Here is a 25,522-nt window from a genome sequence, read left to right as displayed (position 1 = left end):
CGGCGTGAAACGCGACGAATGGAATGAATAGCATAAACAGGTTTTGGAGAGGATCAAACGTATAGCGACGCAAAAAATGTTATTGGCTGTAACGTTCAAAAGCATTTGCAGAGAAATCTGAACCGCGTCACGTAAAGCCGCGCCCCGCCTGAACTTTTTCGCCAGCCATATGACCTGAAAACCTCCTTTTTCATAGCCCGATGTTCTCAAAGAACCGTCGGGTACAACATTTTGGTCTATGCTTTTATTCATCAGCTAAACGAAAGCATTAGCGAAACGAAAGCTACAGTTCACAACATGGAGAGACAGAATGGCTAAGAAATTAGAAAAGACGATTGATCAGGATCTGACCTTACTGGCTGACACGCTGGATGAGGTGCTTCAGTCCGCAGGGAATAAATCCAAGGACGAACTGGATAAAATTCGCAGCAAAGCTGAAGGTGTTTTACGCGATGCCCGTTCACGTTTTAACGGTGAAACGCTGACCAAGCATGCCCGTGAAGCTGCCGCGACGGCGAACGACTACGTGAAAGATAACCCGTGGTATGGCGTGGGTGCGGGTGCCGCAATCGGTATTGTTATCGGTGTCTTGTTGGGACGTCGATAACGTAACAGGCAATTGGCGGTGTTTCTTTCCTGTGTCGGGAATATGCGTTAAAAATCTGAAACACCCGCGTGGCTCCCTCATTGCTGCGCGATTGCTAAAAAGATGACGGAGCCTTCGGGCTCCGTTTTCTATTTTGTGGATCCCGTTATCATGCCGGAATCTGTAACAATCTGCGCCAGCCGCGCCACCAGCAAATTCGCCATTTCCTGTGAGCTGATGTTGGGAAAACCCATCAGCAAACCGTTGGGCCGCAGCCGGTCGTGGCGATCGCGGCGCTGAACCTGCCAGTCGGAAAGTGCCTGCACCGCCAGCCCCTGTTCCCGCGCATTTTTGGCAATCAGCGCATCGTCCAGCGTACTGTTTAGCGTGGTGCAAAGCTGGATCCCGCCTGCCTGCCGGTTAACCTGTAAAACGTCGGGCGAAAACGCCGCCTTCAGCGCCTGTTCAAGATAACCGCGCCGTTCGGCGTAAAGCTGGCGCATCCGTTTCAGATGCCGGTAAAAATGCCCCTGATCGATAAACTCGGTAATGCCCGCCTGAATCAGCGGCGGCGTGCCGCAGATCCGCAGCGGGCAATAGGCTTCGATTTTTTCCACCAGACTTTCCGGCACCACGACATAGCCACAACGCAGCGCAGGAAACATGACTTTGCTGAATGTCCCGGCATAAATCACGCGTCCCTGCGTATCGAGGCTTTTCAGCGACGGTAACGGCTGGCCGTGATAGCGGAATTCGCTGTCGTAATCATCTTCGATAATCCACGCCTGTTGTTTTGCTGCCCAGTCCAGCAGCGCCATGCGCCGCGAGAGGCTCATCGTCACGCCAAGCGGGCTTTGATGCGCAGGCGTCACCACGGCAAAACGGGCGTGCGGATGGTGTGCCACGGCCTGCGGAACGTTCATGCCCTCTTCATCGACATTCACCGCAAGCGGGGTAGCACCGGCGGCGCGGAAAAACGCCTGCGTAACCGGATAGCCGGGATCTTCCAGCCACACGCCGTCGCCCGGCTGCAAAAGGCTGCCGATAATCAGATCCAGCACCGGCGCATAACCGCCGCAGATAAAAATCTGTTCGGGACGGCAGGTAAAGCCACGGGAAAGCTGGAGGTACCGCGCCACCGACGCACGCAGCGCGTCAATGCCGGTCAGCGGCGGATGGCCCAGATCGTTCATCGCGGTATGGCGGCTCTGACGCGCCACAATGCGCGACCAGATTGCACGCGGGAAAGCATCAAGCGCGGGCAGGCCAAGCTGGAAAGGTAACGACGAGACGGAAGGCAGCATCGGGTTGATCGGCTTGCGCGGAGCAGATTTCGCGGCAGGCGACGGCGCAGGCGCGGATAGACTTTCCGGCGCGCTGACCATTGTTCCCGCCTGCCCGCGGCTTTGCAGAAAACCTTCTGCCGTCAGCAGGCCGTAGGCGTTTTCCACGGTCGCACGCGCCACGCCCAGCTCACTGGCCAGCGCGCGCACGGAAGGCACGCGGCTGCCGCGTTTGAGTTGCCCTTCCATGATTGCCCGTTTTACACGCTGATATATCTGGCGGTAAAGCGGGGCTTTGTGTTGCGGATCGAGGGAAAAAACGAGGCCGAAGCGGCTCATCATGACCTGCTTAATGAGATATTTTATGGCCCTGTAGTATAGACCATATGCCGGGTAAAGTAGCCGTCATTGAGATGCATGGCGCATCCGTTTATCACGCAATTTCACCACAGGAAATCACCATGAATACGCTTCGTTTGCCCTACTATTCCCTGTCTTCTTCTGTCATGGAGCCAATGAAAGCCGCGCTCGGCGCGCTGGAAAACGGGCCGCTGGATAACGTGATTATCGAGCTGGCGTTCCTGCGCGTTTCACAAATCAACGGCTGTGCGTATTGCCTGGATATGCATTCCAAAGCGCTGCGTAAAATGGACGTGAATCAGACCAAACTGGATCAGCTGGCGGGATGGCAGGTAAGCCATGCGTATTCTGAACGCGAACGTGCCGCTCTGGCCTGGTCGGAATCGCTGACGCTGATTGCCGCGACTGGCGCACCGGACAGCACGTTTGAACCGCTGAAAACCCATTTCAGCGATGTGGAAATTTCAGAACTGACTTTTGCTATCGGCCTGATGAATGCGTTTAACCGTCTGGCGGTGGGAATGCGCCAGTAATCTGACCGCTTAAAAATTGAACTGAAAAAAGTTTCCCCTCGCCAGCCCGCTTCCTGCGGGCTTTGTCATTTTTGCAATAAGCATTTTTAGAAAATCTACATATTGTGTGGTTGAAAATTATAATCACTACATCTAGTATTCAATGCATCGGGACGCCACGATGGCACCGAATCTCGCGCCTCTTCCCGGCTGAAACTGTGGCACAGCGGGTGAGGCAAAAATTGTCTCTGATTTCTTACCAGATGGAAATACGAATCATGAGCATTATTATTTACAGTAAACCAGACTGTGTCCAGTGCAACGCGACGTACCGTGCATTAGACAAACAAGGCATCGCTTATGAAGTGGTCGATTTAACTCAGGATGAGCAGGCACTCGGGCAGGTTCGTGCGATGGGTTATCAGCAGGTTCCGGTGATTGTGGCCGGCGACGACCACTGGTCTGGTTTCCGTCCGGACAAAATCTCCGCCCTGCGCCAGCTGCAAACCGCCTTCTGAGGCCTGACGGATGCATCCGTTAGTGTATTTCTCCAGTTCTTCGGAAAACACTCACCGTTTTGTCGGCAAACTTGATTTGCCGTCAATCCGCATTCCGATTGGCGGAGCAGGCGCAAAACTGCGTGTCGATGAACCCTATATTTTGCTGGTCCCGAGCTACGGCGGCGGATCGGCAAAAGGCGCGGTGCCCACGCAGGTGATCCGATTCCTCAATGACGAACATAACCGTTCGTTAATCCGCGGTGTTATCGCCGCTGGCAACACCAACTTCGGCGCAGCGTACTGCCTTGCCGGTGACATTATTTCCCAGAAGTGTCAGGTTCCTTACCTGTATCGTTTTGAATTGCTGGGAACGCCGGAAGACGTTGCAAAGGTTAAACAGGGAGTAACAGAATTTTGGCAGCGACAGAGCTAGCAATCACCGACCCCGGCACCCGCAGCCCGGACTATCACGCGCTGAACGCGATGCTGAATCTGTTCGACGCTAACGGCCAGATCCAGTTTGATAAAGACCGCATGGCCGCGCGCCAATACTTCCTGCAGCACGTCAATCAGAACACGGTTTTCTTCCACGATCTGGCGGAGAAGCTGCGTTATCTGGTGGAAGAAGGCTATTACGAAGCCGACGTGCTGGACCGCTACGAATTTGAGGATATCAAGCAACTGTTCAAACGGGCTTACGCCCACAAATTCCGCTTCCAGACCTTTCTGGGCGCGTTCAAGTATTACACCAGCTACACGCTGAAAACCTTCGACGGCAAGCGCTATCTTGAGCGTTACGAAGACCGCGTGTGTATGGTCGCGATGACGCTGGCGCGCGGGGATATTCAGCTCGCCGGGCAGTTTGTCGATGAAATTATTTCCGGCCGCTTCCAGCCTGCCACGCCAACTTTCCTGAACTGCGGCAAGAAACAGCGCGGCGAGCTGGTGTCGTGCTTCCTGTTGCGCGTCGAAGACAACATGGAATCTATTGGCCGTTCGGTGAACTCGGCGCTGCAATTGTCGAAACGCGGCGGCGGCGTGGCGTTTATGCTGACCAATATCCGCGAAGTCGGCGCGCCGATTAAGCGCATCGAAAATCAGTCTTCCGGCGTGATTCCCATCATGAAAATGCTGGAAGATGCGTTCTCTTATGCCAATCAGCTCGGCGCGCGTCAGGGTGCAGGCGCGGTGTATCTGAACGCGCATCACCCGGACATTTTGCGTTTCCTCGATACCAAACGTGAAAACGCCGACGAGAAAATCCGCATCAAAACGCTGTCCCTTGGCGTGGTCATTCCGGATATCACGTTCGAGCTGGCGAAAAACAATGAAGATATGTATCTGTTTTCGCCGTATCACGTCGAGAAAGTCTATGGCGTGCCGATGTCTGAAATCAGCATCACCGGGAAATACCGCGAGATGGTGAATGACAAACGCATTCACAAAAGCAAAATCAACGCGCGCGAATTCTTCCAGGTGCTGGCGGAAATTCAGTTTGAATCCGGCTATCCGTACATGATGTTCGAGGACACGGTTAACCGCGCCAATCCGATCAAAGGTCGCATCAATATGAGCAACCTGTGTTCGGAGATTTTGCAGGTGAACTCACCGACGGTGTATGGCGAAGACCTGTCGTATCAGGAAATTGGCAAAGACATTTCCTGTAACCTCGGCTCTCTGAATATCGCCTCGGCAATGGATTCACCGGACTTCGGGAATACGGTGGAAATGGCGGTTCGCGCACTGACGGCGGTGTCGGATATGAGCCATATCCGCTCGGTGCCGTCTATCGATCAGGGGAATCAGGATTCTCACGCTGTCGGCCTCGGGCAGATGAACCTGCACGGTTATCTGTGCCGCGAGCGGATTTATTACGGTTCGGAAGAAGGGCTGGATTTCACCAATATCTATTTCTGCACCGTCGCTTTCCATGCGATCCGTGCCTCTAATCTGATTGCCATCGAACGTCAGCAATCCTTCAAAGGCTTTGCCGATTCGACCTACGCCAGCGGCGCCTATTTTGATAAATACGTCGATGACGCGCTGGCCGCAAAATGGCAGCCGAAAACTGCGCGCGTTCGTGAACTGTTTGCGGACAGCGGCATTCACATTCCGACGCTTGCGGACTGGGCGGAGCTGAAAGCGTCAGTGATGCAGCACGGTTTGTATAACCAGAACTTACAGGCAGTGCCGCCGACCGGTTCGATTTCTTACATCAATAATTCAACGTCGAGTATTCACCCGATCGTGTCCCGCGTGGAGATCCGCAAAGAGGGCAAGATTGGCCGTGTGTATTATCCGGCGGCGTTTATGACCAACGACAATCTGGATTACTACCAGGATGCGTATGAAATCGGCCCGGAAAAAATCATTGATACCTACGCCGAAGCCACGCAGCACGTTGATCAGGGGTTGTCGCTGACGCTGTTTTTCCGCGATACCGCCACCACGCGTGACATCAACAAAGCGCAGATCTACGCCTGGCGTAAAGGCATCAAAACCATTTATTACATCCGTCTGCGCCAGATGGCGCTGGAAGGCACCGAAGTTCAGGGCTGCGTTTCCTGCACGCTGTAACCGATTGAAAGGACTTAAAGATGAGCGCAGTAAAACAATTGTTAGTGCCGCAGCCGGTCAGTAAAGCGATCAACTGGAACAAGATCCAGGACGATAAAGATCTGGAAGTCTGGAACCGTCTGACGTCCAATTTCTGGCTGCCGGAAAAAGTGCCGTTATCCAACGATATTCCGTCCTGGGCGACGCTGAGCGCGCAAGAGAAACAGCTGACGATCCGCGTATTTACCGGCCTGACCCTGCTCGATACCGTGCAAAACGTGGTTGGCGCACCGACGCTGATGAAAGACGCCGTGACGCCGCACGAAGAAGCGGTTTACTCGAATATCTGTTTTATGGAAGCGGTGCATGCGCGTTCTTACAGCTCGATTTTCTCGACGCTGTGCGCCACCGTGGACGTAGACGAAGCCTATCGCTGGAGCGAGGAAAACGTCGCGCTGCAAAATAAAGCGGCGATCATTTTGTCGTATTACGACGGCGAAGATCCGCTGATGAAGAAAGTCGCCAGCGTGTTCCTCGAATCGTTCCTGTTCTATTCCGGTTTCTATCTGCCAATGTACTGGTCGAGCCGCGCCAAACTGACCAATACCGCGGATCTGATCCGCCTGATCATCCGCGACGAAGCGGTTCACGGCTATTACATCGGCTATAAATTCCAGAAAGCGCTGGCGCAGGAAAGCGAAGAACGTCAGCGGCAGATCAAAGAGCAGGCGTTTGATCTGATTCAGGATTTGTACGATAACGAGATCCGCTACACCGAAGAATTGTACGATGGCGTAGGCTGGAGCGAGGACGTGAAGAAATTCCTGCACTACAACGCCAACAAAGCGCTGATGAATCTCGGCTACGAAGCGTTGTTCCCGGCCAGCATGGCAGACGTCAATCCGGCGATCCTCTCGGCATTATCGCCCAACGCCGACGAAAACCACGACTTCTTCTCAGGATCCGGCTCTTCCTACGTGATCGGCAAAGCGGTCAATACCGAAGACGAGGACTGGGATTTCTAAGTAGCCCCTTGTGAATCGGCAGTTTTGCCTTTGCTCCTTCCTCTCTCACGAGGGGAAGGCTGGGATGGGGTGTTGATTTCGCAACCGGCGCAGCGACTCAGTGGCCATTAATACCCCACCCCAACCCTCCCCTTCGCAGGGGAGGGAGCTAAAAACAGCTTCCGGTGTTGCCCTTATTGCTCTGAGCGTTAATATAGAAACAGTGTTTCAAAACCCTACGCTATGAGAAAAGGAAACATCATGCTTTACGCTGCCTCACCTTCACGCTATGAAACCATGCAATTCCGCCGCTGCGGCCAGAGTGGTTTAAAACTTCCTGCACTTTCTCTCGGTTTATGGCACAGCTTCGGCCATGTCAGCCCGCTGGAATCCCAGCGCGCCCTGCTGCAAAAGGCCTTTGATTTAGGCATCACGCATTTCGATCTGGCGAACAATTACGGGCCGCCTCCAGGTTCCGCCGAAGAGAATTTTGGCAAGTTGCTGCGTCAGGATTTTTCGTCTTACCGCGATGAGCTGATTATCTCCACCAAAGCCGGTTACGACATGTGGCCCGGCCCTTACGGCTCCGGCGGTTCGCGCAAATATCTGCTGGCGAGTCTGGATCAAAGCCTGCAACGCATGGGGCTCGATTACGTCGATATCTTTTATTCGCACCGCGTCGATGAAGAAACGCCGATGGAAGAAACCGCCGCCGCGCTGGCTTACGCCGTGCAAAGCGGTAAGGCGCTGTATGTCGGGATTTCGTCTTATTCGCCGGAACGTACACAGAAAATGGCGGAACTGCTGCGCGAGCTGAAAGTGCCACTGCTGATCCACCAGCCTTCTTACAATCTGCTGAACCGCTGGGTGGATAAAAGCGGCCTGCTGGATACGCTCAAACAAAACGGCGCAGGCTGTATCGCGTTCACGCCGCTGGCGCAGGGGCTGCTGACCGGTAAGTATCTGAACGGGATCCCGGACGGTTCGCGCATGCAGGTGGAAGGCAATAAAGTGCGCGGGCTGAATGAAAAAATGCTGACCGATGCGAATCTCAACAGCCTGCGTTTGCTTAATGACATGGCGCATAAGCGCGGACAGAGCATGGCGCAGATGGCGCTGAGCTGGTTGCTGAAAGACGACCGTGTGACGTCCGTGCTGATCGGCGCCAGCCGCCCTGAACAGCTGGAAGAAAACGTCAGGGCGCTGGAAAACCTGCGCTTCACCGCCGGAGAGCTGGCGGCGATTGATCAGCATGTCTCAGACGGTCAGTTAAATTTGTGGCAGACATCATCAGATAAATAAGCAGATAAATAATCAGTCATTAAAAGGTGGATGATATTTATCCGCCCTTTTAATAAATAAGCGTTAACTCATTAATTCCAGACGGCGCGCTGTTTCATAATGATTGACCCAATACTGATTATCCAGTGACGATATTGTCACACCTTCAATTTTAGAAGCATGAATAAACTGATTGTCGCCAATATAAACGCCCACGTGGCGGTCGGCATCTGTCGTTTTGAAAAAGACTAAATCACCGGGCTGAAGGTTATTTTTACTGACTTTTTTTCCGTTTTTAATTTGCTCAAACGTCGTACGTGGCAACGGATGATGCAGGGAATCATTAAACAGATGCTGCATCAGCGCAGAGCAGTCAACGCCCTGATGCGTGGTGCCACCCAGATGATACTGCGTGCCTTTCCAGCGGGAATACTGGGATAATAATGCCGTTTTAATTTCGTCAGCGTCCCCATTATTACCGGATAAAGGCGCTTCATTATGCAATTTAAAAATTTCTTTATGGGAATACGTCTTTTTCCCGAGAGACGTAAATTCCTTTGGCAATTCGAAGGCAAAAGAATTAATGCTAAAGAAAGAAGAGACTATCAGTAATAAAAAATAAATCGGGGTTTTAATATGAAACATGCGAACGTTCTTTTTTCAGAAATAGATTTCATCCTTACCTGTAGACCAGCGTACGGGGCGGGTGACTCGTCGTTGAGTGCGCAAATAATAACCGATGGACGAAAAATAACCACCGGGAAACGAGTCCAAAAAGAGACTTCTACTTTTTGCAGATTTGCCCCCTTTACAGAAAAGGGGGCGAAGGGAAATCAGGAGAAGAACTTCGCCAGCACGAAAAGCCCGACGGAAACGTTGATCGCACCGCCAATGCGGGTGGCGATTTGGGCGAAAGGCATCAGCGTCATGCGGTTACCGGAGGTCAGAATGGCTACGTCGCCAGTGCCGCCCTGCCCGCTCTGGCAACAGGAAACAATGGCGACATCAATCGGATGCATACCGATTTTTTTCCCGACGTAGAAACCGGTGCCCACCAGCGCCAGCACCGTGGTGACGATCACCAGCAGATTTTGCACGGTAAACGCGTTGATCAGTTCCTGCCACGGCGTAATCGCCACGCCAACGGCAAACAGCACCGGATAGGTGACGGCCGTGCGGAAGAATTTATATACCGTCATCGAACCGTGCTGGATGGTCGGCGAAATGCCGTTTGCCAGTTTCACCAGCACCGCCGCGAACAACATCCCGACCGGCGCAGGCAGGCCAATCCATTTTTGCCCGAGCATCCCGACCATATACAGCAGGATCGCCAGCAGCGCGCCGCAGGCCAGCGCATTCACACCGGGATTGCCCTGAAACTCATCGGTTCCGCTGCCGATATTGCCTTCTTTGGTTGGCATCAGCGAACCTTCGCCGGTCAGATGTGGATAACGTTTTCCGAGCTGATTCAGTACACCCGCCAGCACAATCGCCGTCAGACCGCCCAGCATGACAATCGGCAGGATCCGCCCGAGCGCCACACCCTGCTCCATGTGCAGAATGGTCGCGTAACCCATCGACAGCGGGATCGCGCCTTCACCGACGCCACCGGCCATGATCGGCAGGATCAGGAAGAAGAAGGTTTGCACCGGCGGTAAACCTAACGCCGTGCCCATCGCCATTCCGGCGATCATCCCGACAATTTCTCCGCACAGCATCGGCACGAAGATCCGCATAAAGCCCTGGATCAGCACCTGACGGTTCATGCTCATGATGCTGCCGACAATAATGCAGCAGATGTAGAGATACAGAATGTTGGTGGATTTATAGAATTTGACCGTGGAATCGACCACGACGTCCGGCAGCAGGCCGTAATGCACCATCGCGGACGGAATAAAGGTGGCGCAAATCGCCGCCGCGCCGAGTTTGCCGACCACCGGCAGACGCTTGCCGAATTCACCGCAGGCAAAACCGAAGAACGCCAAAGTGGCCACCATCACCACGATATCGCTGGGCAGTTTGCCGTTCAGGCAATCGAGCAGGATCAGCACGCCCGCCAGCAGGAAAAACGGCAGCGGGATAATCCCAATTTTGTAGTTATCCAGAATGTGCCACCATTTTTGCCGGGCAGACATGCCGGAGGTTTTTGTTTCTTTGACAGCGATGTAGGAATCGTCTGTTGTGCTCATGACATTGCCTCTTTCTTCTGAAGTCTTTTCTTATTGATAGCCTGAGCATATGAAAATGGCCGGTCAGCCGGATGTGAGGTTGTTCAAATTAAAACCGCAGGGATAAAGGTTGTTATGGTGTTTATGGAGTTAATGCGTCCAAATTTATAAGGATTATCAGATAAGTAGTAAAACCCGCAATTAACCCTGCAATCACTGCGTGAATTGCCTTCTATTTATCTTCTTCGTTCACAACTTCGCTTATGCCAGATTACGGCGGCGTTTTCGCCGTGGTACGCTTATTCGATGAGTATCTGAGGACTGGCTTTTGGCGGGATGTATGAAATTAAGATTACCTTTTCAGGTAAAACTCTTTTTATCTCTGGTGGTATTTTCCTGCCTGTTGCTGGTGCTGCTGGGCGCTATTTTGTTTCATATCATCGACCGCCAGTTGCATCACGATCTGGGGCAACGCGCCAGAGTTCAGGCCAGCGAAATTGCGCTGATGCCGGGGCTGGCGGAGAAAGTCGCCCGTCGGGATGTGCCGGGAATTGCACGCCTTATCCAGCCGTTACGCGATAAGAGTGATGCCAGCTATATCGTGATTGGTGACGTCCGCGAGCGGCATCTTTATCACTCCGAATCCCCCGACAGAATAGACCTGCCGATGATTGGCGGCGATAACGCGGAAGTGCTGGCCGGGAAAACCATTATATCGGTGCGTCAGGGCGGCATCGGCGTGTCATTACGCAGCAAAGCGCCAATCCTCGACGAAAATAATCAGGTCATCGGCATTGTGTCGGTCGGCTATCTCACGTCTTACATCGACAATATTAACGGCCACCGTCTGGCGCAGGCCGGTTTATACGGTCTTCTTCTTCTATTACTGCTGTTTATTTTCTCGTGGATGTTTACCCGCAACGTCAAAAAACAGATGTTCTGGCTCGAACCCAAAGACATTGCGCTGCTGGTTCGCCAGCAAAAAGCACTGCTGGAAGCCATGTACGAAGGCGTATTTGCGATTAATGCTGAGAAGCAGCTGATTTCCATTAACCGCGCCGCCAGGGAGTTGCTCGATATCCGTCAGCCGGAAAACGAGTTGCTCGGTAAACCTCTGGAAGAGGTGCTCCACACGCCGCCCGCGTTCTTTACGCAAAGTGGCATTCAGGACAATAGCAGCCGCCATGATCAGATCACCGTGCTTAACCAGCGCCAGGTGATCGTGAACCGCGTGCCGATGGAGCTGGAGCCGGGCAAAGAAAGCGGATGGGTGTTCAGCTTCCGCGATAAAAATGACATTAATACGCTGAGCAGCCAGCTGAGTCAGGTGAAACGTTACGCCGACAGCCTGCGCATCATGCGCCATGAACAGCTGAACTGGACGGCGACGCTGGCCGGTTTGCTGCAAATGCAGCGTTACGATGACGCGATGCATTACATTCAGGCACAGTCGGAAGGCGCGCAGGCGGTGCTGGATTTCGTGTCAGCGCGCTTTACGTCACCCGCCCTTTGCGGGCTGCTGCTGGGGAAATTCGTCAGTGCACGCGAGAAAGGCGTCGAGCTGGTGTTTGATCCGGCGTGTCAGTTAACCCGGATCCCGCCGGTCATCGGCGAAACCGAGCTGATGTCGGTGATCGGCAACCTGCTCGATAACGCCGTGGACGCCACGCTGAAAGCTGGCGCGCCAGTTTCCCCGGTAGAACTGTATATTTCAGACAGGAACCGCGAGCTGCTGATTGAGGTGGCGGATCGCGGTGGCGGCGTCGATGATGCCCTGAAGCCGAATCTGTTTGAACAAGGCGTCACCTCGAAGCCCTCCGGCGGCGATGAGATGACCGGCGCGGAGCACGGTATCGGGCTTTATCTGGTGGCCGGTTATGTCCGTCAGGCAGGCGGCAGCATCGAAATCTCAGACAATGCGCCTCAGGGTACGATATTTTCAGTGTTTATCCCGTATCCGTCAGAGAGGTCAACAGGACAGCAACATGAATAACAGCAGCGCACTCGATGTCGTGATTGTGGAAGACGAGCCGCACCTTGCCGGTCTGCACCGTGATTTTATCGAGCAAAACTTTAACCTGCGCGTGGTGGGAATTGCCGCCACGCTGGAACAGGCCCGTTCGCTATTGCGGTTGCATCAGCCGAGGCTGGTGCTGCTGGATAATTATCTGCCAGACGGCCAGGGCGTAGATCTGATCGACAGCCCGCTGCTCAAAAGCTTCGACTGCTCGGTGATTTTCATTACCGCGGCCAGCGATATGCAGACGTGCAGCCACGCCATGCGCAGCGGCGCGTTTGACTACATTATTAAGCCGGTGTCGTTTCACCGCCTGCGCAGCTCGCTCGAGCGTTTCATGCAACTGGTGCAAACCCTGCGCAATGTGAAAGTGGTCGATCAGCGGGCGCTGGATAAGTTGTTTAATCTGCCCGCCAGCGATACGCCGCCAGCCCCTTCTGCGAAAGGGATTGAGCCGAATACGCTCGAACTGGTTCAGCGGGTTTTCACCGCGAAACCCGACGTTAGCTGGTCAGTGGAACAGGTGGTTGAAGAGGTTGGGATCAGCAAAACCACCGGCCGCCGTTATCTGGAATATTGTGTGGAAATTGGCTTTATCGGCGTCGAGATGCAGTACGGAAATATCGGCCATCCGAGGCGTCTGTACCGGAAAATAGTGACTGAGGAAAAATCCTCCTCCTGAACCCGAATTATGGCGTTCTGCCCCTCTGAATTTCGCCTTCACGGCCAGCGGCTCCGCTGGCCAAATTCCCGCATTTCGCCCTGCACAGTGCGATTATTTCCGAGAATATTCACCTTTCAGACAACCGGTAAATACGGGGCTTTCAGTCCAAGCTGAAATCACTATTTACACATTGCAAACCCCGAGATGAAATTCGCATTAAATCCGTCTTAATCACACTATTTAAACCGCCAAAAACCCTACAAAACAAGAAGGCATTAATTCATTTATAATCAATGCATTAGTTATATATTCAGCGAAACGCACACGTCAGATAATTAGGCAGGAAACAAGACTCACAGAACCTTTAAAATTGTCATTAAATGTCAACCAGTGCTGACTTAAATTAGACGCGCACAATACATAAAAATACGCCACCAGAAACGCAACCATGAATATCTTTGAGAAACATTGAGACTTGTCTCAGAATTTTGGTGTGTTAGGGTATAAAGCGTTCACTATTATGTAACAGGCAAAAAAACTATACGTTTCAACAGAAAAATTAGACATCAAGCCGATAAGGCTATTTATATCCAAGGAATGCATATTGCATGGCAATTAAAATCGAAGTAAAAAATCTTTATAAGGTGTTTGGCGAGAACCCGGATCGCGCTTTCAAGATGATTGACGCAGGCAAGGGTAAAGAAGAAATTTTTGAGAAAACCGGTCTGTCACTTGGCGTTAAAGATGCCAGTCTGGCCATTGAAGAAGGCGAGATTTTCGTCATCATGGGGTTATCCGGTTCCGGTAAATCCACCATGGTACGCCTTCTCAATCGTCTGATAGAGCCCACCCGTGGCGAAGTACTGATCGACGGCGAAGACATCGCCAAAATCTCAGAATCAAAATTACGCCAGGTGCGTCGCAGTAAAATCAGTATGGTATTTCAGTCCTTTGCGCTGATGCCACACCTGACCGTGTTGAATAATACGGCGTTTGGTATGGAGCTGGCCGGGGTGCCGGTGGCAGAGCGTAATGCCAAAGCGCTGGATGCGCTGCGTCAGGTCGGGCTGGAAAACTATGCCAATTCTTATCCGGATGAATTGTCCGGCGGGATGCGTCAGCGCGTCGGCTTAGCCCGTGCGATGGCCAATAACCCTGATATTCTGCTGATGGATGAAGCCTTCTCGGCGCTCGATCCGTTAATCCGTACCGAAATGCAGGATGAACTGGTGAAGCTACAGGCGCAGCATCAGCGCACCATCGTGTTTATTTCCCATGACCTCGACGAAGCCATGCGCATCGGCGACCGCATTGCGATTATGCAGGGCGGCGAAGTGGTTCAGGTCGGTACGCCGGAAGATATCCTCAATAATCCGGCCAATGACTATGTCCGCACCTTTTTCCGCGGTGTCGATATCAGTCAGGTCTTCAGCGCCAAAGACATTGCCCGCCGTCGTGGCGCGCTCATTCGTAAAACCCCCGGTTTTGGTCCGCGTGCCGCACTCAAGCTGCTCGAAGACGAAGACCGCGAATATGGTTATGTGCTGGAACGCGGACAGAAATTCATCGGCGTCGTGTCGATTGAATCCCTGAAAACCGCGCTGAAAGCCAATCAGCCGCTGGAAAGCGCCCTGCTGGAATCACCGGCACCGGTGCAGGCAGATATGCCGCTCAGCGAACTGATTTCTCATGTTGCCGCCGCGCCTTGCGCTGTACCGGTGATCAATGAGGACAATAACTATATCGGCATTATTTCCAAAGCCATGCTGCTTCAGGCTCTGGATAAAGAAGGGGGTAACGAATGAGCAACTCAACCATAAACCATGCAGTTCTTCAGCACGCGCAGGCGGCTCAGGCTCAGCCACTGGATGCTTCCGTGGATCCGTGGAGTGCAGATAACGCCAGCGGTGGCGTTGCGCCGCAGCCCGATGCCGCAGCCGGTGGCGATCCGTGGGGTAGCGGCAGCGATGCCACGACCAGCGCGCCGGACACCACGCACCATGCCGCCGCACAGGCCAACGACTGGCTGAGCGTCGCACCGGAACAGCATCAGCATTTTAATATTCTGGATCCGTTTCACAGCACGCTGATCCCGCTCGACCACTGGGTAACCAGCGGGATCGACTGGCTGGTCGGCAACTTCCGCCCGGTCTTCCAGGGGATCCGCGTGCCGGTCGATTTTATACTAAGCGGTTTTCAAAGCGGGCTGGAATCGCTGCCAGCGCCCATTGCGATTCTGATCTTCGCCCTGCTCGCCTGGCAGATGGCCGGTTTAGGCATGGGTGCCGCCACGCTGGTTTCTCTGGTGCTGATCGGCGCAATCGGCGCGTGGTCACAGGCGATGGTGACGCTGGCGCTGGTTCTGACCTCGCTGTTCTTCTGTATTCTGATCGGTTTGCCGATGGGGATATGGCTGGCGCGCAGTCAGCGGGCGGCGAAAATTATCCGGCCTCTGCTCGACGCCATGCAGACGACACCGGCGTTCGTGTATCTGGTGCCGATCGTCATGCTGTTTGGTATCGGTAACGTGCCGGGCGTGGTGGTCACCATTATCTTCGCCCTGCCACCGGTCGTGCGTCTGACGATTCTGGGGATCAACCAGGTCCCGGAAGATCTGATCGAAGCCGCGAAATCCTTCGGTTCCAGCCCGAGCCAGCTGCTGTTTAAAGTTCAGCTTCCGCTGGCGATGCCGACCATCATGGCCGGGATTAACCAGACGCTGATGCTGGCGCTGTCGATGGTGGTTATCGCCTCGATGATCGCCGTCGGTGGTCTGGGTCAGATGGTTCTGCGCGGGATTGGCCGTCTGGATATGGGCCTCGCGTCGGTCGGTGGTGCGGGTATCGTTATTCTCGCCATCATCCTCGACCGCCTGACGCAGTCAATGGGCCGTGACAGCCGCAGCAAAGGCGGTCACCGCTGGTTCACCCGCGGACCGGTCGGTCTGGTGATGAAGCCTTTCGTTAAAAAAGCCTGATTCACACACTGCACTTTTCCCGGCGGTTCGCTGCCGGGAACGCTCAAAAGCTAAAACAACGCAGTCCATCCAATCCACTCATAAGCTATCAACTTAAAAAGAATGAGGATTCACCATGCGTACAACTTCGATTTTGGCGGTCGCCGCCCTCACCACATTTACCACAGCCACAACGTTCGCCGCCGATCTTCCGGGTAAAGGCGTCAGCGTGACACCGATTCAAAGCACCATCAGCGAAGAAACCTTCCAGACGGAACTGGTGAACAAGGCGCTGGAAAAACTGGGCTATGACGTTCAGCCAACCCGTGAAGTGGATTACAACGTCGGCTACACCACGATTGCCGCCGGTGATGCCACGTTTACCGCCGTGAACTGGTCGCCGCTGCATGATGAAATGTACAAAGCCGCCGGTGGCGATAAAGTGTTCTATCGCGAAGGGACCTATGTCACCGGCGCAGCGCAGGGCTGGCTTATCGATAAGAAAACCGCCGAGCAGTATCACATCACCAACATCGAACAGCTTAAAGATCCGAAGCTCGCCAGGCTGTTTGATACCAACGGAGACGGCAAAGCCGATCTGACCGGTTGTACGCCGGGCTGGGGTTGTGAAGCGGCGATCAATGAACAGCTGAAAGCCTACGGCCTGGAAAAAACCGTGACGCATAATCAGGGTAACTATTCCGCAATGATCGCCGACACCATCACGCGATACAAAGAAGGTAAACCGATTTTCTATTACACCTGGACGCCGTACTGGGTCAGCAACGTGCTGATTCCGGGCAAAGATGTGTTGTGGATGCAGGTGCCGTTCTCCGTGGTGCCGGGCAATAAAAACGCTGATACCACATTACCCAACGGCAAAAACTACGGTTTTGCAGTGAGTACCATGCACATCGTGGCGAACAAAGCCTGGGCGGAGAAAAATCCGGCCGCCGCGAAGCTGTTTGCCATCATGAAATTACCGCTGAAAGACATCAATGCGCAGAATGCCGCAATGCACGCCGGTAAAAACTCGGATGCCGATATCGACGCGCAGACCGACGGCTGGATTAAAGCCCACCAGGAAGAGTTCGATGGCTGGGTGAAAGAAGCCGCTGCCGCCGCGAAGTAACCCAAAATCAACTCAGTAAGACCAGCGGGCGGGGAGAAATCTCCGCCCGTTTTTTTTGTGTTTACAGCGTGTCGTCTTCGGAGATTGCCAGAAAGCGTTGCCCGGCCAGGGACATCGTGGTTTGCCAGACACAAAAAACCTGACGGCGCGGCGCGTTTTCGATTGGGATCGACACCAGATCGCTGCCGGCCTGAATCCGTGAAAGCGGCACAATGCCGACGGCGAGCGAGCGGCGGACGATATTTTCCAGCCACTCGATATGATCGATTTCAAAGCTGACATGGCGGGTAATTCCGGCTTCTTTGAAAGCGTTATCGGTCTGGCGGCGCGCACCGGAACCGGCATAGAAATCCACCAGCGGCACCTGCGCCAGCTCGCTTAACGCCACCGTCCCACGTTGCGCGTAAACATGGTTCGGGCTGACCAGCGCCACCAGCGGTTCATCACAAAGCTGGCGGTGTGGCAGTTTGATCGACGCTCTGTCACCCGGCCACAGGCCGACAAAGGCCACGTCGGTCCGGCCCTGTTGCACGTCTTCAAGCAGCTTTTCACTCATTCCTACGTAGAGCCGGATGTTCACCCGCGGATAGCGCTGCGTAAAACGCGCCAGCTGACCGACCACATCTATCGCGTTCAGCGTTGATATCGTACCGACCGTGAGCGTGCCGCTGATTTCGCCTTTCAGGGCTTCCATGGTGTCGAGCAATTCCCCCTGCGCGGCCAGCAATTTCTCTGCAGGAGCCAGAAATGCACGGCCAGCGGCGGTCAGTTTGACCTGTCTGGACGTCCGCTCGAACAGCGTACTGCCCAGCTCTTCCTCAAGTTTTGCAATCTGGTGGCTCAGTGCAGATTGCACGGTATGGCAGCGCTGCGCCGCCCGGGTAAAGTTCTGTTCCTGCGCCACGGCAAGGGCAAACCGGATCTGTTTGAGGTTCATCGATCAATCGCAAAATGAGATAGTTTTAATCAAAACTATACATTGGTTTAATATTTAAGAGTGAACGATACTGGGCCTCTGCTGCATTCCTGAAGTTTCATACCAGCGGCTTATCGCTATCTCCAATAAAAAAGACTGACTTTCATAATGAAAAACTCAAAAACACCTGTCACGCTCAGCCCGGCGCTGATCATGCTGATGGCGGTGGCCACCGGGCTTGCCGTCGCCAGTAATTATTATCCGCAGCCGCTGCTGGAAACCATTGCGCGCGCGTTCAGCCTTTCCGTTAATCAGGCCGGTTTTATCGTCACCGTCGCTCAGCTGGGTTATGCCTGCGGGCTGATGTTTATCGTTCCGCTGGGCGATATGTTTGAACGCCGCCGACTGATTGTGCTGATGACACTTCTCTCGGCCGCCGGATTGCTGATCACCGCCATGGCACCGACGCTGACCATTATGCTGGTGGGTACGGCGCTGACCGGGCTGTTCTCGGTGGTGGCGCAAATTCTGGTGCCGCTGGCGGCGACGCTGGCGGTACCGGAGCGGCGCGGTAAAGTGGTCGGACTGATTATGTCCGGCCTGTTGCTGGGTATTCTGCTGGCCCGGACGGTTGCCGGTGCGCTGGCGACGCTCGGCGGCTGGCGGACGGTGTACTGGGTTGCCAGTGCGCTGATGATTATTATGGCGCTGGTGTTGTGGCGCAAACTGCCAAAACATCAGCAACATACGGATCTTAACTATCCGCAACTGCTCAAATCCATTTTCACCCTGTTTATCCACACGCCGGTTTTACGTACCCGCGCGCTGATCGGTATGTTCTGCTTTGCCAACTTCAGCATTTTGTGGACCTCGATGGCGTTCCTGCTGGCCGGTCCGGCGTATCACTATTCCGAAGGGGTCATTGGCCTGTTTGGTCTGGTCGGCGCGGCGGGTGCGCTGGCGGCTACGCGTGCAGGACATCTGGCCGATAAAGGTAAAGCGCATCTGACGACAACGGCGGGACTGATTCTGCTTTTGCTGTCCTGGGCGGCGATTGCTTATGGCCAGCATTCGGTGATCTCACTGATCGTCGGCATCATTGTTTTGGACCTTTCGGTTCAGGGCGTGCACATCACCAACCAAAGCGTGATCTACAAATCGATGCCGGAAGCGCGTAACCGTCTGACCGCCGGTTACATGACGACGTACTTTATTGGCGGCGCGGTAGGGTCTTTGGTGTCGGCTTCGGCTTATCAAACGGCGGGCTGGTATGGGGTCTCAGTGGCAGGCACCATCATGTGCGTACTCAATTTACTGGTCTGGCTGAAAGGGTATAAACACAAGCTGGCCTGATAACGGACGAAATTACATCAGGAGGGAATCATCACCCCTCCTGATTAGCTTGCGAATAATCATACTGGAAATTTATTTGAACCAAAGGGTGTTAACAATACTTACAGTCTGGTAATGTTTACGCCATAAATTATTCGCCGGCATCCTACCGGTTTCACAATGTTTTAAACACCCATGCACAACAATCCTGATCCCGAAGCACCTGACCCCGTCCGCGTTTCCACATTCGCGCAAGGTATTACCGATAGTCTTCCTATCGTTATGGGTTATCTTCCGATCGCTTTTGCGTTCGGCCTCAGCGCCGTCAAACTCGGGTTCACGCCCGCGGAAAGTCTGCTGTTCTCCATTCTTATTTATGCTGGTGCCAGCCAGTTTGTGATCACCGCGCTGCTCAGCGCCGGGATGTCGCTCTGGGTTTCCGCTCTCACCGTGATGGCCATGGATGTCCGGCATGTTCTGTACGGCCCTTCGTTGCGTAACCGTATTGTGGGAAAACTCAGTGGCAAAAAAACCGCGCTCTGGGCGTTTGGCCTGACCGATGAAGTCTTCGCCGCCGCCACCGCGAAGCTTGTCCGCGATAAACGCAGCTGGAGCGAGAACTGGATGTGCGGCATCGCGCTTTCTTCCTGGCTCTCATGGGTTTTCGGCACGGCCGTCGGCGCACTTTTCGGTCAGGGCCCGCTGGAAAACTATCCCGCCGTTGAAGCCGCACTCGGATTCATGTTGCCCGCCCTTTTCCTGAGTTTTCTGCTCGCCGCGTTTAAGCGCCAGCAGAGCATGGTGTTTATCGCCTCGCTGGCCGGTGCGCTGGGCGGGCTGTTGTTCTGGTCAATTCCTGCCGCTATCGGATGCGGCCTTGGTGCCGGATGTCTGGCCGCCCTGCTGCAACCCGCAGCCTTAACAAGCGCGACGGAGGTCACCCCGGATGAGCACTAATGTCATTCTGGTTTGCCTGCTGGTCGGCGCCGTCAATTACCTCTTTCGATATTTGCCATTGCGCCTGGGCGCACGGCAAAAGTCGGGGACGCTGAAAAGCGGCCCGCTGTCCCGCGTGCTCGACAGCATCGGTATCGCCTCGATTTGTGCGTTACTGGTCGTTTCAAGCACCCCGGAAATTCTGCGTGACCCACAAAAACTGCTGCCTTCACTGGCCGGTTTTGTGCTGCTTGCACTGATTTTCTGGCGTACCAAAAGCATTATCATTGCAACACTGACCGGTGCCGTGGTTTACGGCCTGGTGTTCAAGGTCATGCTGCTGGCGGGTTGAGGTGCGTTTTTTACCGTGAGGCAACAACCGGGCAAACTTTGCCGAATACTTTAAACATCGAATAATTCACCGGAGTTATGAAACACACTAATTGCTAAAGAATTGGTGATTCATGACATTGATATTATTAATTACCGTCGTTACTATGTCATCCGTAACTAATGAGGCTTCTCATATGGACAGCTCGTTCGCGCCAATTGAAAACATGTTAAATTTCCGGGCCAAAAAGCAAAAAGATTTCCCTTATCAGGAAATTCTGCTGACCCGCCTGTGTATGCACATGCAAAGTAAATTGCTGGAAAACCGCAATAAGATGCTGAAAGCCCAAGGCATCAACGAAACGCTCTTTATGGCCCTGCTCACACTTGATGCACAGGAAAGCCACAGTATTCAGCCTTCGGAGCTAAGCTCAGCGTTGGGTTCGTCACGCACCAATGCCACCCGCATTGCGGATGAGTTGGAAAAGCGCGGATGGATTGAACGTCGTGAGAGCGACAATGACCGCCGGTGTCTGCATTTGCACCTGACGGCAGATGGCGAAGCTTTTATCCAGAAGTTACTGCCGCCTCAACATAAGAGCCTGCATTTTCTCTGGTCAACACTGGACGCAGATGAGCAGAAGCAGTTAGAAACCCTGACGCGCAAACTGTTAACTCGCCTTGATCAGATGGATGCGACAGCACTACAACAATTCTAAATTTCTGTTCAGGTAAACCACACATGTCACTCCAAGCTCGCTGGAGGCTTACGCCGCTGTTTGCCGTTTTGATTTTGGCTGGCTGCGCCTCCAGTAATAATATTGCTCCTCAGTCGTCGCTGCTGGATACCCAACAGCTTCATCTGCAGCAGGCAAAAGTCAGTTCTCTGACCATCGGCCCACAGTGGTGGCGTAGTCTTAATGACCCGCAGCTTGATAACCTGATGACCACGACGTTGCAAAACTCGCCGTCATTACGTCAGGCGGCGGCTCGCGTGCGTGAAGCACAGAGCGTGATGGGCGAAGCCGATGCGGCCAATGGCCCGTATCTGGATTTGAATGGTTCGACGCGTCGTGAACGTGTAGCGAAAAACACGATCCCGCCGTTCCTGACAAGCTATCCGGAAGCGCCAATCTACGACAGCAGCAACAGCCTCGGGTTAAATCTGAGCTATGAGTTTGACTGGTGGGGTAAATACCGCAATCAGGTGAATGCCGCGAAAGCACAGGTGGATTCCGCCCGCGCCGAGCAGGCAGAAGCCGCGCTGACGCTGACCAGTTCGGTCGCGTCAGCCTATTATCAGTTGCAGGCTAATCTGGCCTTACAGGATGTTCTGCAACACGAAGTGGATAACAATCAGCGTCTGGCGGATTTGCGTAAAGCGCAGTATCAGGCCGGTGTCTATGGCATTGAAATTCCGCAACAAACCCAGGCGCAGGCCGACAGTGCTAAACAGCAAATCATCAACCTGAAAGCCCAGACCGAACAGCTGAGACATCAGCTTTCCGCGCTGGCAGGCCAGGGGCCGGATGCCATGAACGGGCTGCACGCCGTCGCATTGCCGCCGGCAGACGCGCTGGCACCGAAAGGCGAGCTGACACTCGATTTGCTGGGCAAGCGTCCGGACATTACTGCGCAACGTGATCTGGTGGAATCCTATTCCCAGCGCGTCAGTGCAGCCAAAAAAGAGTTCTACCCAAGCCTTTCCATCAGCGCCTTTGGCGGTCTGACGACCACCAACTACGGCGGCACCAGCCCGAATCTTCTGGAAGCAGCCAGCAAGGCCTGGAATATCACACCAGCAATTTCGCTGCCGATTTTCCATGCTGGCGCACTGCGTTCCAAACTGGGCGAAGAGTCCGCGTTATATGACCAGTCCGTTGAGTCGTATAACCAGACCATCCTGAGCGCCATCCAGCAAACTGCGGATGCCATTACCCTCTCGAAAAGCAGCGTTGAACAATTGCAGCAGGCTTCTTCTGCCGCTAAATCGCTGGAAGAGGTGTATCGCGTTTCGGATGCACGATACAACGCTGGCGTCATCGGACGGGATGCGCTGTTAACCAGCCAGTCAGCGCTCCTGCAACAACAGCAGGCGCAACTCAATGCCAGCAGTCAGCTGATGCAGGCAAAAATCAGTCTCATTCGTGCGCTCGGGGGTGGCTATCAGGCCCCGGCTGCGAACCAAAAATCATAATAAAAGACTCAGTGTGGAGAAGACCATGAGCGCAAATGCCGAAACTCAGGCAACGCCGCAAGCTCCGAAGAATAAGAAGAAAACGCGCAAAGTCGCGATGCTCTTGTTAACCGGGATTTTCATCATTATCGCCATCGCCTACCTGTTTTACTGGCTGCTGGTTTTACGCCATTTCGAGTCTACCGATGATGCGTATGTTGCCGGTAATCAGGTTCAGATTATGGCGCAGGTGTCAGGCAGCGTGACTGACGTCAATTTCGACAGCACCGACTTTGTCAAAAAAGGCGATGTACTGGTGACTATCGATCCGACCGATGCGGAACAGGCGTTTGAACGTTCTAAAACGGCACTCGCTAACAGCGTGCGCCAGACGCATCAGTTGATCATCAACGGCAAACAGTATCAGGCGAATATCGCGCTGCGTGCGACGCAGTTGCAACAGGCGCAGTCTGACCTGAAACGCCGTATTGTGCTGGGTAACGTTGACGCCATTGGCCGTGAAGAACTGCAACACGCCCGTGACGCCGTGGATACCGCGAAAGCGCAATATGATGTTGCCGTGCAGCAGTACAACGCGAACCAGGCAATGGTGCTGAACACGCCGGTTGATCAGCAGCCGCAAGTTTTGCAGGCCGCCGCGCAGGTTCGTGACGCATGGCTCGCCCTGCAGCGTACCAAAATCCGCAGCCCGATTGACGGTTTTGTTTCCCGCCGCGCCGTGCAGATTGGACAGCAAATCAGCCCGACGACGTCCCTGATGGCCGTTGTGCCTGCTCATCACATCTGGGTGGATGCCAACTTTAAAGAAACACAGCTGGCGAATATGCGTATTGGTCAGGTCGCGACCGTCGTCAGCGATATGTACGGCGATGACGTGAAATATCACGGCAAAGTCGTGGGTATGGATATGGGCACCGGCGGTGCGTTCTCGCTGTTACCGGCACAGAATGCGACCGGCAACTGGATCAAAGTGGTTCAGCGCCTGCCGGTACGTATTGAGCTTAACGATCAGGAAGTTGCGGAACATCCGCTGCGTATCGGTTTGTCCACGCTGGTTACCGTGGATACCCAGAACCGTGATGGTCTGGTGCTGGCAGATAAAGTACGCACCGAACCGCTGTATCAGACTTCGGCTCTGACACTGGATCTGGCCCCGGCTAATGCCATCATTGCTGATGTTATTCACGCAAATGCGGGCTAAAACCTCCGGAGGCCTCTGTGGCAAATAAACCGCTGGTAGGCGCCCCGCTGGCCTGGATGACGGTGGCTTTGTCTTTGGCCACCTTTATGCAGGTGCTGGACTCGACGATCGCCAACGTGGCGATCCCGACCATCGCCGGGAATCTGGGTGCCTCGAACTCACAGGGCACCTGGGTGATTACGTCGTTCGGGGTGGCGAACGCTATCTCGATCCCGATCACCGGCTGGCTGGCAAAACGCATCGGTGAGGTCAAACTGTTCCTGTGGTCCACGGTACTTTTTGCGCTTGCATCGTGGCTGTGCGGGATGTCCAACAGTCTGGAAATGCTGATCTTCTTCCGTGTGCTGCAAGGCGTGGTGGCAGGTCCACTGATCCCGCTATCACAAAGTTTGCTACTCAATAACTATCCGCCGGCCAAGCGAAGTACCGCGCTCGCACTCTGGTCGATGACGGTGATCGTCGCCCCGATTTGCGGGCCGATCCTCGGCGGGTATATCAGTGATAACTTCCACTGGGGATGGATCTTCTTCATCAACGTGCCGATCGCTATCGTGGTTGTCGCGTTAACGCTGCGAACCCTGAAAGGCCGGGAAACCGCGACGCAGATCCGCCCGATCGACAGTGTCGGACTGGTGTTGCTGGTGCTGGGCATTGGCGCGTTGCAGGTGATGCTCGACCGGGGCAAGGAGCTGGACTGGTTTAACTCGACGGAAATTATCGTGCTGGCGGTCGTGGCGGTGGTCGCGCTGTGCTTCCTTGTCGTCTGGGAGCTGACCGATGACCACCCGATAGTCGATCTGTCGCTATTTAAATCGCGAAACTTCACCATCGGCGTACTGTGTATCAGCCTGGCCTACATGCTCTACTTCGGCGCAATTGTGTTGCTGCCGCAGCTATTGCAGGAGGTATACGGCTACACCGCAACCTGGGCGGGGCTGGCGTCCGCGCCGGTGGGTATTCTGCCGGTATTGATGTCGCCGATTATCGGCCGCTTCGCACACCGTCTGGATATGCGAAAACTGGTGACGTTCAGCTTTATTATGTACGCCTACTGCTTCTTCTGGCGTGCGTATACCTTTGAACCGGGGATGGACTTTGGTGCTTCTGCGTGGCCGCAGTTTATTCAGGGCTTCGCGGTGGGCTGTTTCTTCATGCCGCTGACCACGATTATTCTGTCGGGATTACCACCGGAACGAATGGCTGCAGCGTCCAGTTTGTCGAACTTTATCCGTACGCTGGCGGGGTCGATAGGGACGTCAATCACTACGACGATGTGGTCAAACCGGGAATCGCTGCATCACGCGCAACTGACGGAAAACATCACACCGTTTAACCCGGCAGCGACGCAGACTTATCAGCAACTGGAGGGTCTGGGCATGAGCCATCAGCAGGCTTCCGGCTGGATTGCGCGGGAAATCACTAATCAGGGACTGATCATCTCTGCTAACGAGATTTTCTGGTTATCCGGTGGAGCCTTCCTGTTCTTGCTGATCTTAATCTGGTTCGCCCGTCCGCCATTCAGCAGTGGCGGTGGCGGCGGTGGTGCGCACTGATTTCGTGTCGTCAGTTAACACGAATCACTCAACATCAG

23 protein-coding genes are annotated in these 25,522 nt (G+C 54.1%); 19 read left to right on the top strand and 4 right to left on the bottom strand.

Annotation, left to right across the window (positions count from 1 at the left end; genetic code table 11):
• The first annotated feature begins 310 nt into the window (after positions 1 to 310).
• Positions 311 to 607: an ElaB/YgaM/YqjD family protein gene (locus BV494_RS20750; RefSeq protein WP_104924533.1), complete on the top strand. Its 297-nt coding sequence runs from the start codon at positions 311 to 313 to the stop codon at positions 605 to 607.
• A 128-nt stretch (positions 608 to 735) separates the two neighbouring features.
• On the opposite strand, the gene pdxR is transcribed toward BV494_RS20750, so the two are convergent.
• Positions 736 to 2,208, bottom strand: coding sequence for a MocR-like pyridoxine biosynthesis transcription factor PdxR (gene pdxR / locus BV494_RS20745; RefSeq protein ID WP_104924532.1), 1,473 nt, complete (start codon positions 2,206 to 2,208; stop codon positions 736 to 738).
• A gap of 122 nt (positions 2,209 to 2,330) precedes the next feature.
• On the opposite strand from pdxR, the gene BV494_RS20740 reads away from it, so the two are divergent.
• The 6 genes from BV494_RS20740 to mgrA all read left to right on the top strand — a co-directional run bounded on the left by BV494_RS20740 (position 2,331) and on the right by mgrA (position 8,103).
• Entirely contained in the window at positions 2,331 to 2,762 is a 432-nt protein-coding gene (locus BV494_RS20740; protein ID WP_104924531.1) for a carboxymuconolactone decarboxylase family protein, read from the top strand.
• Between the two features lie 257 nt (positions 2,763 to 3,019).
• Positions 3,020 to 3,259, top strand: coding sequence for a glutaredoxin-like protein NrdH (gene nrdH / locus BV494_RS20735; protein WP_101079325.1), 240 nt, complete (start codon positions 3,020 to 3,022; stop codon positions 3,257 to 3,259).
• Positions 3,260 to 3,269: 10 nt separating this feature from the next.
• Complete coding sequence (gene nrdI, locus BV494_RS20730) at positions 3,270 to 3,674, top strand: class Ib ribonucleoside-diphosphate reductase assembly flavoprotein NrdI (RefSeq protein ID WP_104924530.1); 405 nt, start codon at positions 3,270 to 3,272, stop codon at positions 3,672 to 3,674.
• On the top strand, positions 3,656 to 5,818 hold the full coding sequence (nrdE, locus tag BV494_RS20725) for a class 1b ribonucleoside-diphosphate reductase subunit alpha (RefSeq protein WP_104924529.1): 2,163 nt from the start codon (positions 3,656 to 3,658) through the stop codon (positions 5,816 to 5,818). The genes nrdI and nrdE overlap by 19 nt, the downstream gene beginning before the upstream one ends.
• A 20-nt stretch (positions 5,819 to 5,838) precedes the next feature.
• Entirely contained in the window at positions 5,839 to 6,822 is a 984-nt protein-coding gene (gene nrdF / locus BV494_RS20720) for a class 1b ribonucleoside-diphosphate reductase subunit beta (protein ID WP_104924528.1), read from the top strand.
• 240 nt (positions 6,823 to 7,062) lie between these two features.
• The gene (mgrA, locus tag BV494_RS20715) at positions 7,063 to 8,103 is read left to right on the top strand and encodes an L-glyceraldehyde 3-phosphate reductase (protein WP_104924527.1); all 1,041 of its coding nucleotides are present in this window, start codon (positions 7,063 to 7,065) and stop codon (positions 8,101 to 8,103) included.
• A 63-nt stretch (positions 8,104 to 8,166) separates the two neighbouring features.
• Here the strand turns inward: mgrA and BV494_RS20710 are convergent, their stop codons facing one another.
• Positions 8,167 to 8,727 carry an NlpC/P60 family protein gene (locus BV494_RS20710; protein WP_104924526.1) on the bottom strand — a complete coding sequence of 187 codons (561 nt, stop codon included), beginning with the start codon at positions 8,725 to 8,727 and terminating at the stop codon, positions 8,167 to 8,169.
• A gap of 188 nt (positions 8,728 to 8,915) precedes the next feature.
• Positions 8,916 to 10,271, bottom strand: a complete 1,356-nt coding sequence (locus BV494_RS20705; protein WP_104924525.1) for a 2-hydroxycarboxylate transporter family protein — start codon at positions 10,269 to 10,271, stop codon at positions 8,916 to 8,918.
• 319 nt (positions 10,272 to 10,590) lie between these two features.
• Here BV494_RS20705 and BV494_RS20700 point away from each other — a divergent pair, with 319 nt between their 5' ends.
• The 5 genes from BV494_RS20700 (at position 10,591) to proX (ending at position 17,019) form a co-directional block, all read left to right on the top strand.
• Entirely contained in the window at positions 10,591 to 12,243 is a 1,653-nt protein-coding gene (locus BV494_RS20700) for an ATP-binding protein (protein WP_104924524.1), read from the top strand.
• Entirely contained in the window at positions 12,236 to 12,949 is a 714-nt protein-coding gene (locus BV494_RS20695) for a response regulator (RefSeq protein WP_104924523.1), read from the top strand. The genes BV494_RS20700 and BV494_RS20695 overlap by 8 nt, the downstream gene beginning before the upstream one ends.
• A 590-nt stretch (positions 12,950 to 13,539) precedes the next feature.
• A complete protein-coding gene (proV, locus tag BV494_RS20690; protein ID WP_104924522.1) occupies positions 13,540 to 14,736 on the top strand; it encodes a glycine betaine/L-proline ABC transporter ATP-binding protein ProV in 1,197 nt (398 codons plus the stop codon).
• Positions 14,733 to 15,908, top strand: a complete 1,176-nt coding sequence (gene proW, locus BV494_RS20685; protein ID WP_104924521.1) for a glycine betaine/L-proline ABC transporter permease ProW — start codon at positions 14,733 to 14,735, stop codon at positions 15,906 to 15,908. The genes proV and proW overlap by 4 nt, the downstream gene beginning before the upstream one ends.
• Before the next feature lie 115 nt (positions 15,909 to 16,023).
• Positions 16,024 to 17,019, top strand: a complete 996-nt coding sequence (gene proX, locus BV494_RS20680; protein ID WP_104924520.1) for a glycine betaine/L-proline ABC transporter substrate-binding protein ProX — start codon at positions 16,024 to 16,026, stop codon at positions 17,017 to 17,019.
• A 61-nt stretch (positions 17,020 to 17,080) separates the two neighbouring features.
• On the opposite strand, the gene BV494_RS20675 is transcribed toward proX, so the two are convergent.
• The gene (locus BV494_RS20675; protein WP_104924519.1) at positions 17,081 to 17,956 is read right to left on the bottom strand and encodes a LysR family transcriptional regulator; all 876 of its coding nucleotides are present in this window, start codon (positions 17,954 to 17,956) and stop codon (positions 17,081 to 17,083) included.
• Positions 17,957 to 18,103: 147 nt separating this feature from the next.
• On the opposite strand from BV494_RS20675, the gene BV494_RS20670 reads away from it, so the two are divergent.
• The 7 genes from BV494_RS20670 (at position 18,104) to emrB (ending at position 25,484) form a co-directional block, all read left to right on the top strand.
• Positions 18,104 to 19,288 (top strand): MFS transporter, encoded by a 1,185-nt coding sequence (locus BV494_RS20670; protein WP_104924518.1) that lies wholly within the window; start codon positions 18,104 to 18,106, stop codon positions 19,286 to 19,288.
• Between the two features lie 174 nt (positions 19,289 to 19,462).
• Positions 19,463 to 20,224: an AzlC family ABC transporter permease gene (locus BV494_RS20665; protein ID WP_104924517.1), complete on the top strand. Its 762-nt coding sequence runs from the start codon at positions 19,463 to 19,465 to the stop codon at positions 20,222 to 20,224.
• Positions 20,214 to 20,555, top strand: a complete 342-nt coding sequence (gene ygaH / locus BV494_RS20660) for an L-valine transporter subunit YgaH (RefSeq protein WP_104924516.1) — start codon at positions 20,214 to 20,216, stop codon at positions 20,553 to 20,555. Before BV494_RS20665 ends, ygaH begins: the two co-directional genes overlap by 11 nt.
• A 175-nt stretch (positions 20,556 to 20,730) precedes the next feature.
• Complete coding sequence (gene mprA / locus BV494_RS20655) at positions 20,731 to 21,252, top strand: transcriptional repressor MprA (protein ID WP_104924515.1); 522 nt, start codon at positions 20,731 to 20,733, stop codon at positions 21,250 to 21,252.
• 23 nt (positions 21,253 to 21,275) lie between these two features.
• The gene (locus BV494_RS20650) at positions 21,276 to 22,730 is read left to right on the top strand and encodes an efflux transporter outer membrane subunit (RefSeq protein ID WP_104924514.1); all 1,455 of its coding nucleotides are present in this window, start codon (positions 21,276 to 21,278) and stop codon (positions 22,728 to 22,730) included.
• A gap of 25 nt (positions 22,731 to 22,755) precedes the next feature.
• Positions 22,756 to 23,931, top strand: coding sequence for a multidrug efflux MFS transporter periplasmic adaptor subunit EmrA (gene emrA / locus BV494_RS20645; protein ID WP_104924513.1), 1,176 nt, complete (start codon positions 22,756 to 22,758; stop codon positions 23,929 to 23,931).
• Between the two features lie 17 nt (positions 23,932 to 23,948).
• Positions 23,949 to 25,484 (top strand): multidrug efflux MFS transporter permease subunit EmrB, encoded by a 1,536-nt coding sequence (gene emrB / locus BV494_RS20640; RefSeq protein WP_104924512.1) that lies wholly within the window; start codon positions 23,949 to 23,951, stop codon positions 25,482 to 25,484.
• The last annotated feature ends 38 nt before the right edge of the window (positions 25,485 to 25,522 follow it).

Source organism: Rahnella sikkimica (genome assembly GCF_002951615.1).
GTDB classification, from domain to species: domain Bacteria; phylum Pseudomonadota; class Gammaproteobacteria; order Enterobacterales; family Enterobacteriaceae; genus Rahnella; species Rahnella sikkimica.
The sequence above is the reverse complement of the archived record's forward strand: the minus strand, read 5'-3'. Positions and strand labels throughout refer to the sequence as shown.

Excerpts from the sequence above, each read along its gene's own strand:
- mgrA (WP_104924527.1), top strand. The coding sequence starts at position 7,063 with ATGCTTTACGCTGCCTCACCTTCACGCTATGAAACCATGCAATTCCGC.
- proV (WP_104924522.1), top strand. The coding sequence starts at position 13,540 with ATGGCAATTAAAATCGAAGTAAAAAATCTTTATAAGGTGTTTGGCGAG.
- proW (WP_104924521.1), top strand. The coding sequence starts at position 14,733 with ATGAGCAACTCAACCATAAACCATGCAGTTCTTCAGCACGCGCAGGCG.
- BV494_RS20740 (WP_104924531.1), top strand. The coding sequence starts at position 2,331 with ATGAATACGCTTCGTTTGCCCTACTATTCCCTGTCTTCTTCTGTCATG.
- BV494_RS20675 (WP_104924519.1), bottom strand. The coding sequence starts at position 17,956 with ATGAACCTCAAACAGATCCGGTTTGCCCTTGCCGTGGCGCAGGAACAG.
- pdxR (WP_104924532.1), bottom strand. The coding sequence starts at position 2,208 with ATGAGCCGCTTCGGCCTCGTTTTTTCCCTCGATCCGCAACACAAAGCC.
- ygaH (WP_104924516.1), top strand. The coding sequence starts at position 20,214 with ATGAGCACTAATGTCATTCTGGTTTGCCTGCTGGTCGGCGCCGTCAAT.
- BV494_RS20710 (WP_104924526.1), bottom strand. The coding sequence starts at position 8,727 with ATGTTTCATATTAAAACCCCGATTTATTTTTTATTACTGATAGTCTCT.
- proX (WP_104924520.1), top strand. The coding sequence starts at position 16,024 with ATGCGTACAACTTCGATTTTGGCGGTCGCCGCCCTCACCACATTTACC.
- BV494_RS20665 (WP_104924517.1), top strand. The coding sequence starts at position 19,463 with ATGCACAACAATCCTGATCCCGAAGCACCTGACCCCGTCCGCGTTTCC.
- BV494_RS20650 (WP_104924514.1), top strand. The coding sequence starts at position 21,276 with ATGTCACTCCAAGCTCGCTGGAGGCTTACGCCGCTGTTTGCCGTTTTG.
- BV494_RS20700 (WP_104924524.1), top strand. The coding sequence starts at position 10,591 with ATGAAATTAAGATTACCTTTTCAGGTAAAACTCTTTTTATCTCTGGTG.
- BV494_RS20750 (WP_104924533.1), top strand. The coding sequence starts at position 311 with ATGGCTAAGAAATTAGAAAAGACGATTGATCAGGATCTGACCTTACTG.
- mprA (WP_104924515.1), top strand. The coding sequence starts at position 20,731 with ATGGACAGCTCGTTCGCGCCAATTGAAAACATGTTAAATTTCCGGGCC.
- BV494_RS20670 (WP_104924518.1), top strand. The coding sequence starts at position 18,104 with ATGAAAAACTCAAAAACACCTGTCACGCTCAGCCCGGCGCTGATCATG.
- nrdF (WP_104924528.1), top strand. The coding sequence starts at position 5,839 with ATGAGCGCAGTAAAACAATTGTTAGTGCCGCAGCCGGTCAGTAAAGCG.
- BV494_RS20695 (WP_104924523.1), top strand. The coding sequence starts at position 12,236 with ATGAATAACAGCAGCGCACTCGATGTCGTGATTGTGGAAGACGAGCCG.
- nrdI (WP_104924530.1), top strand. The coding sequence starts at position 3,270 with ATGCATCCGTTAGTGTATTTCTCCAGTTCTTCGGAAAACACTCACCGT.
- BV494_RS20705 (WP_104924525.1), bottom strand. The coding sequence starts at position 10,271 with ATGAGCACAACAGACGATTCCTACATCGCTGTCAAAGAAACAAAAACC.
- emrA (WP_104924513.1), top strand. The coding sequence starts at position 22,756 with ATGAGCGCAAATGCCGAAACTCAGGCAACGCCGCAAGCTCCGAAGAAT.
- nrdH (WP_101079325.1), top strand. The coding sequence starts at position 3,020 with ATGAGCATTATTATTTACAGTAAACCAGACTGTGTCCAGTGCAACGCG.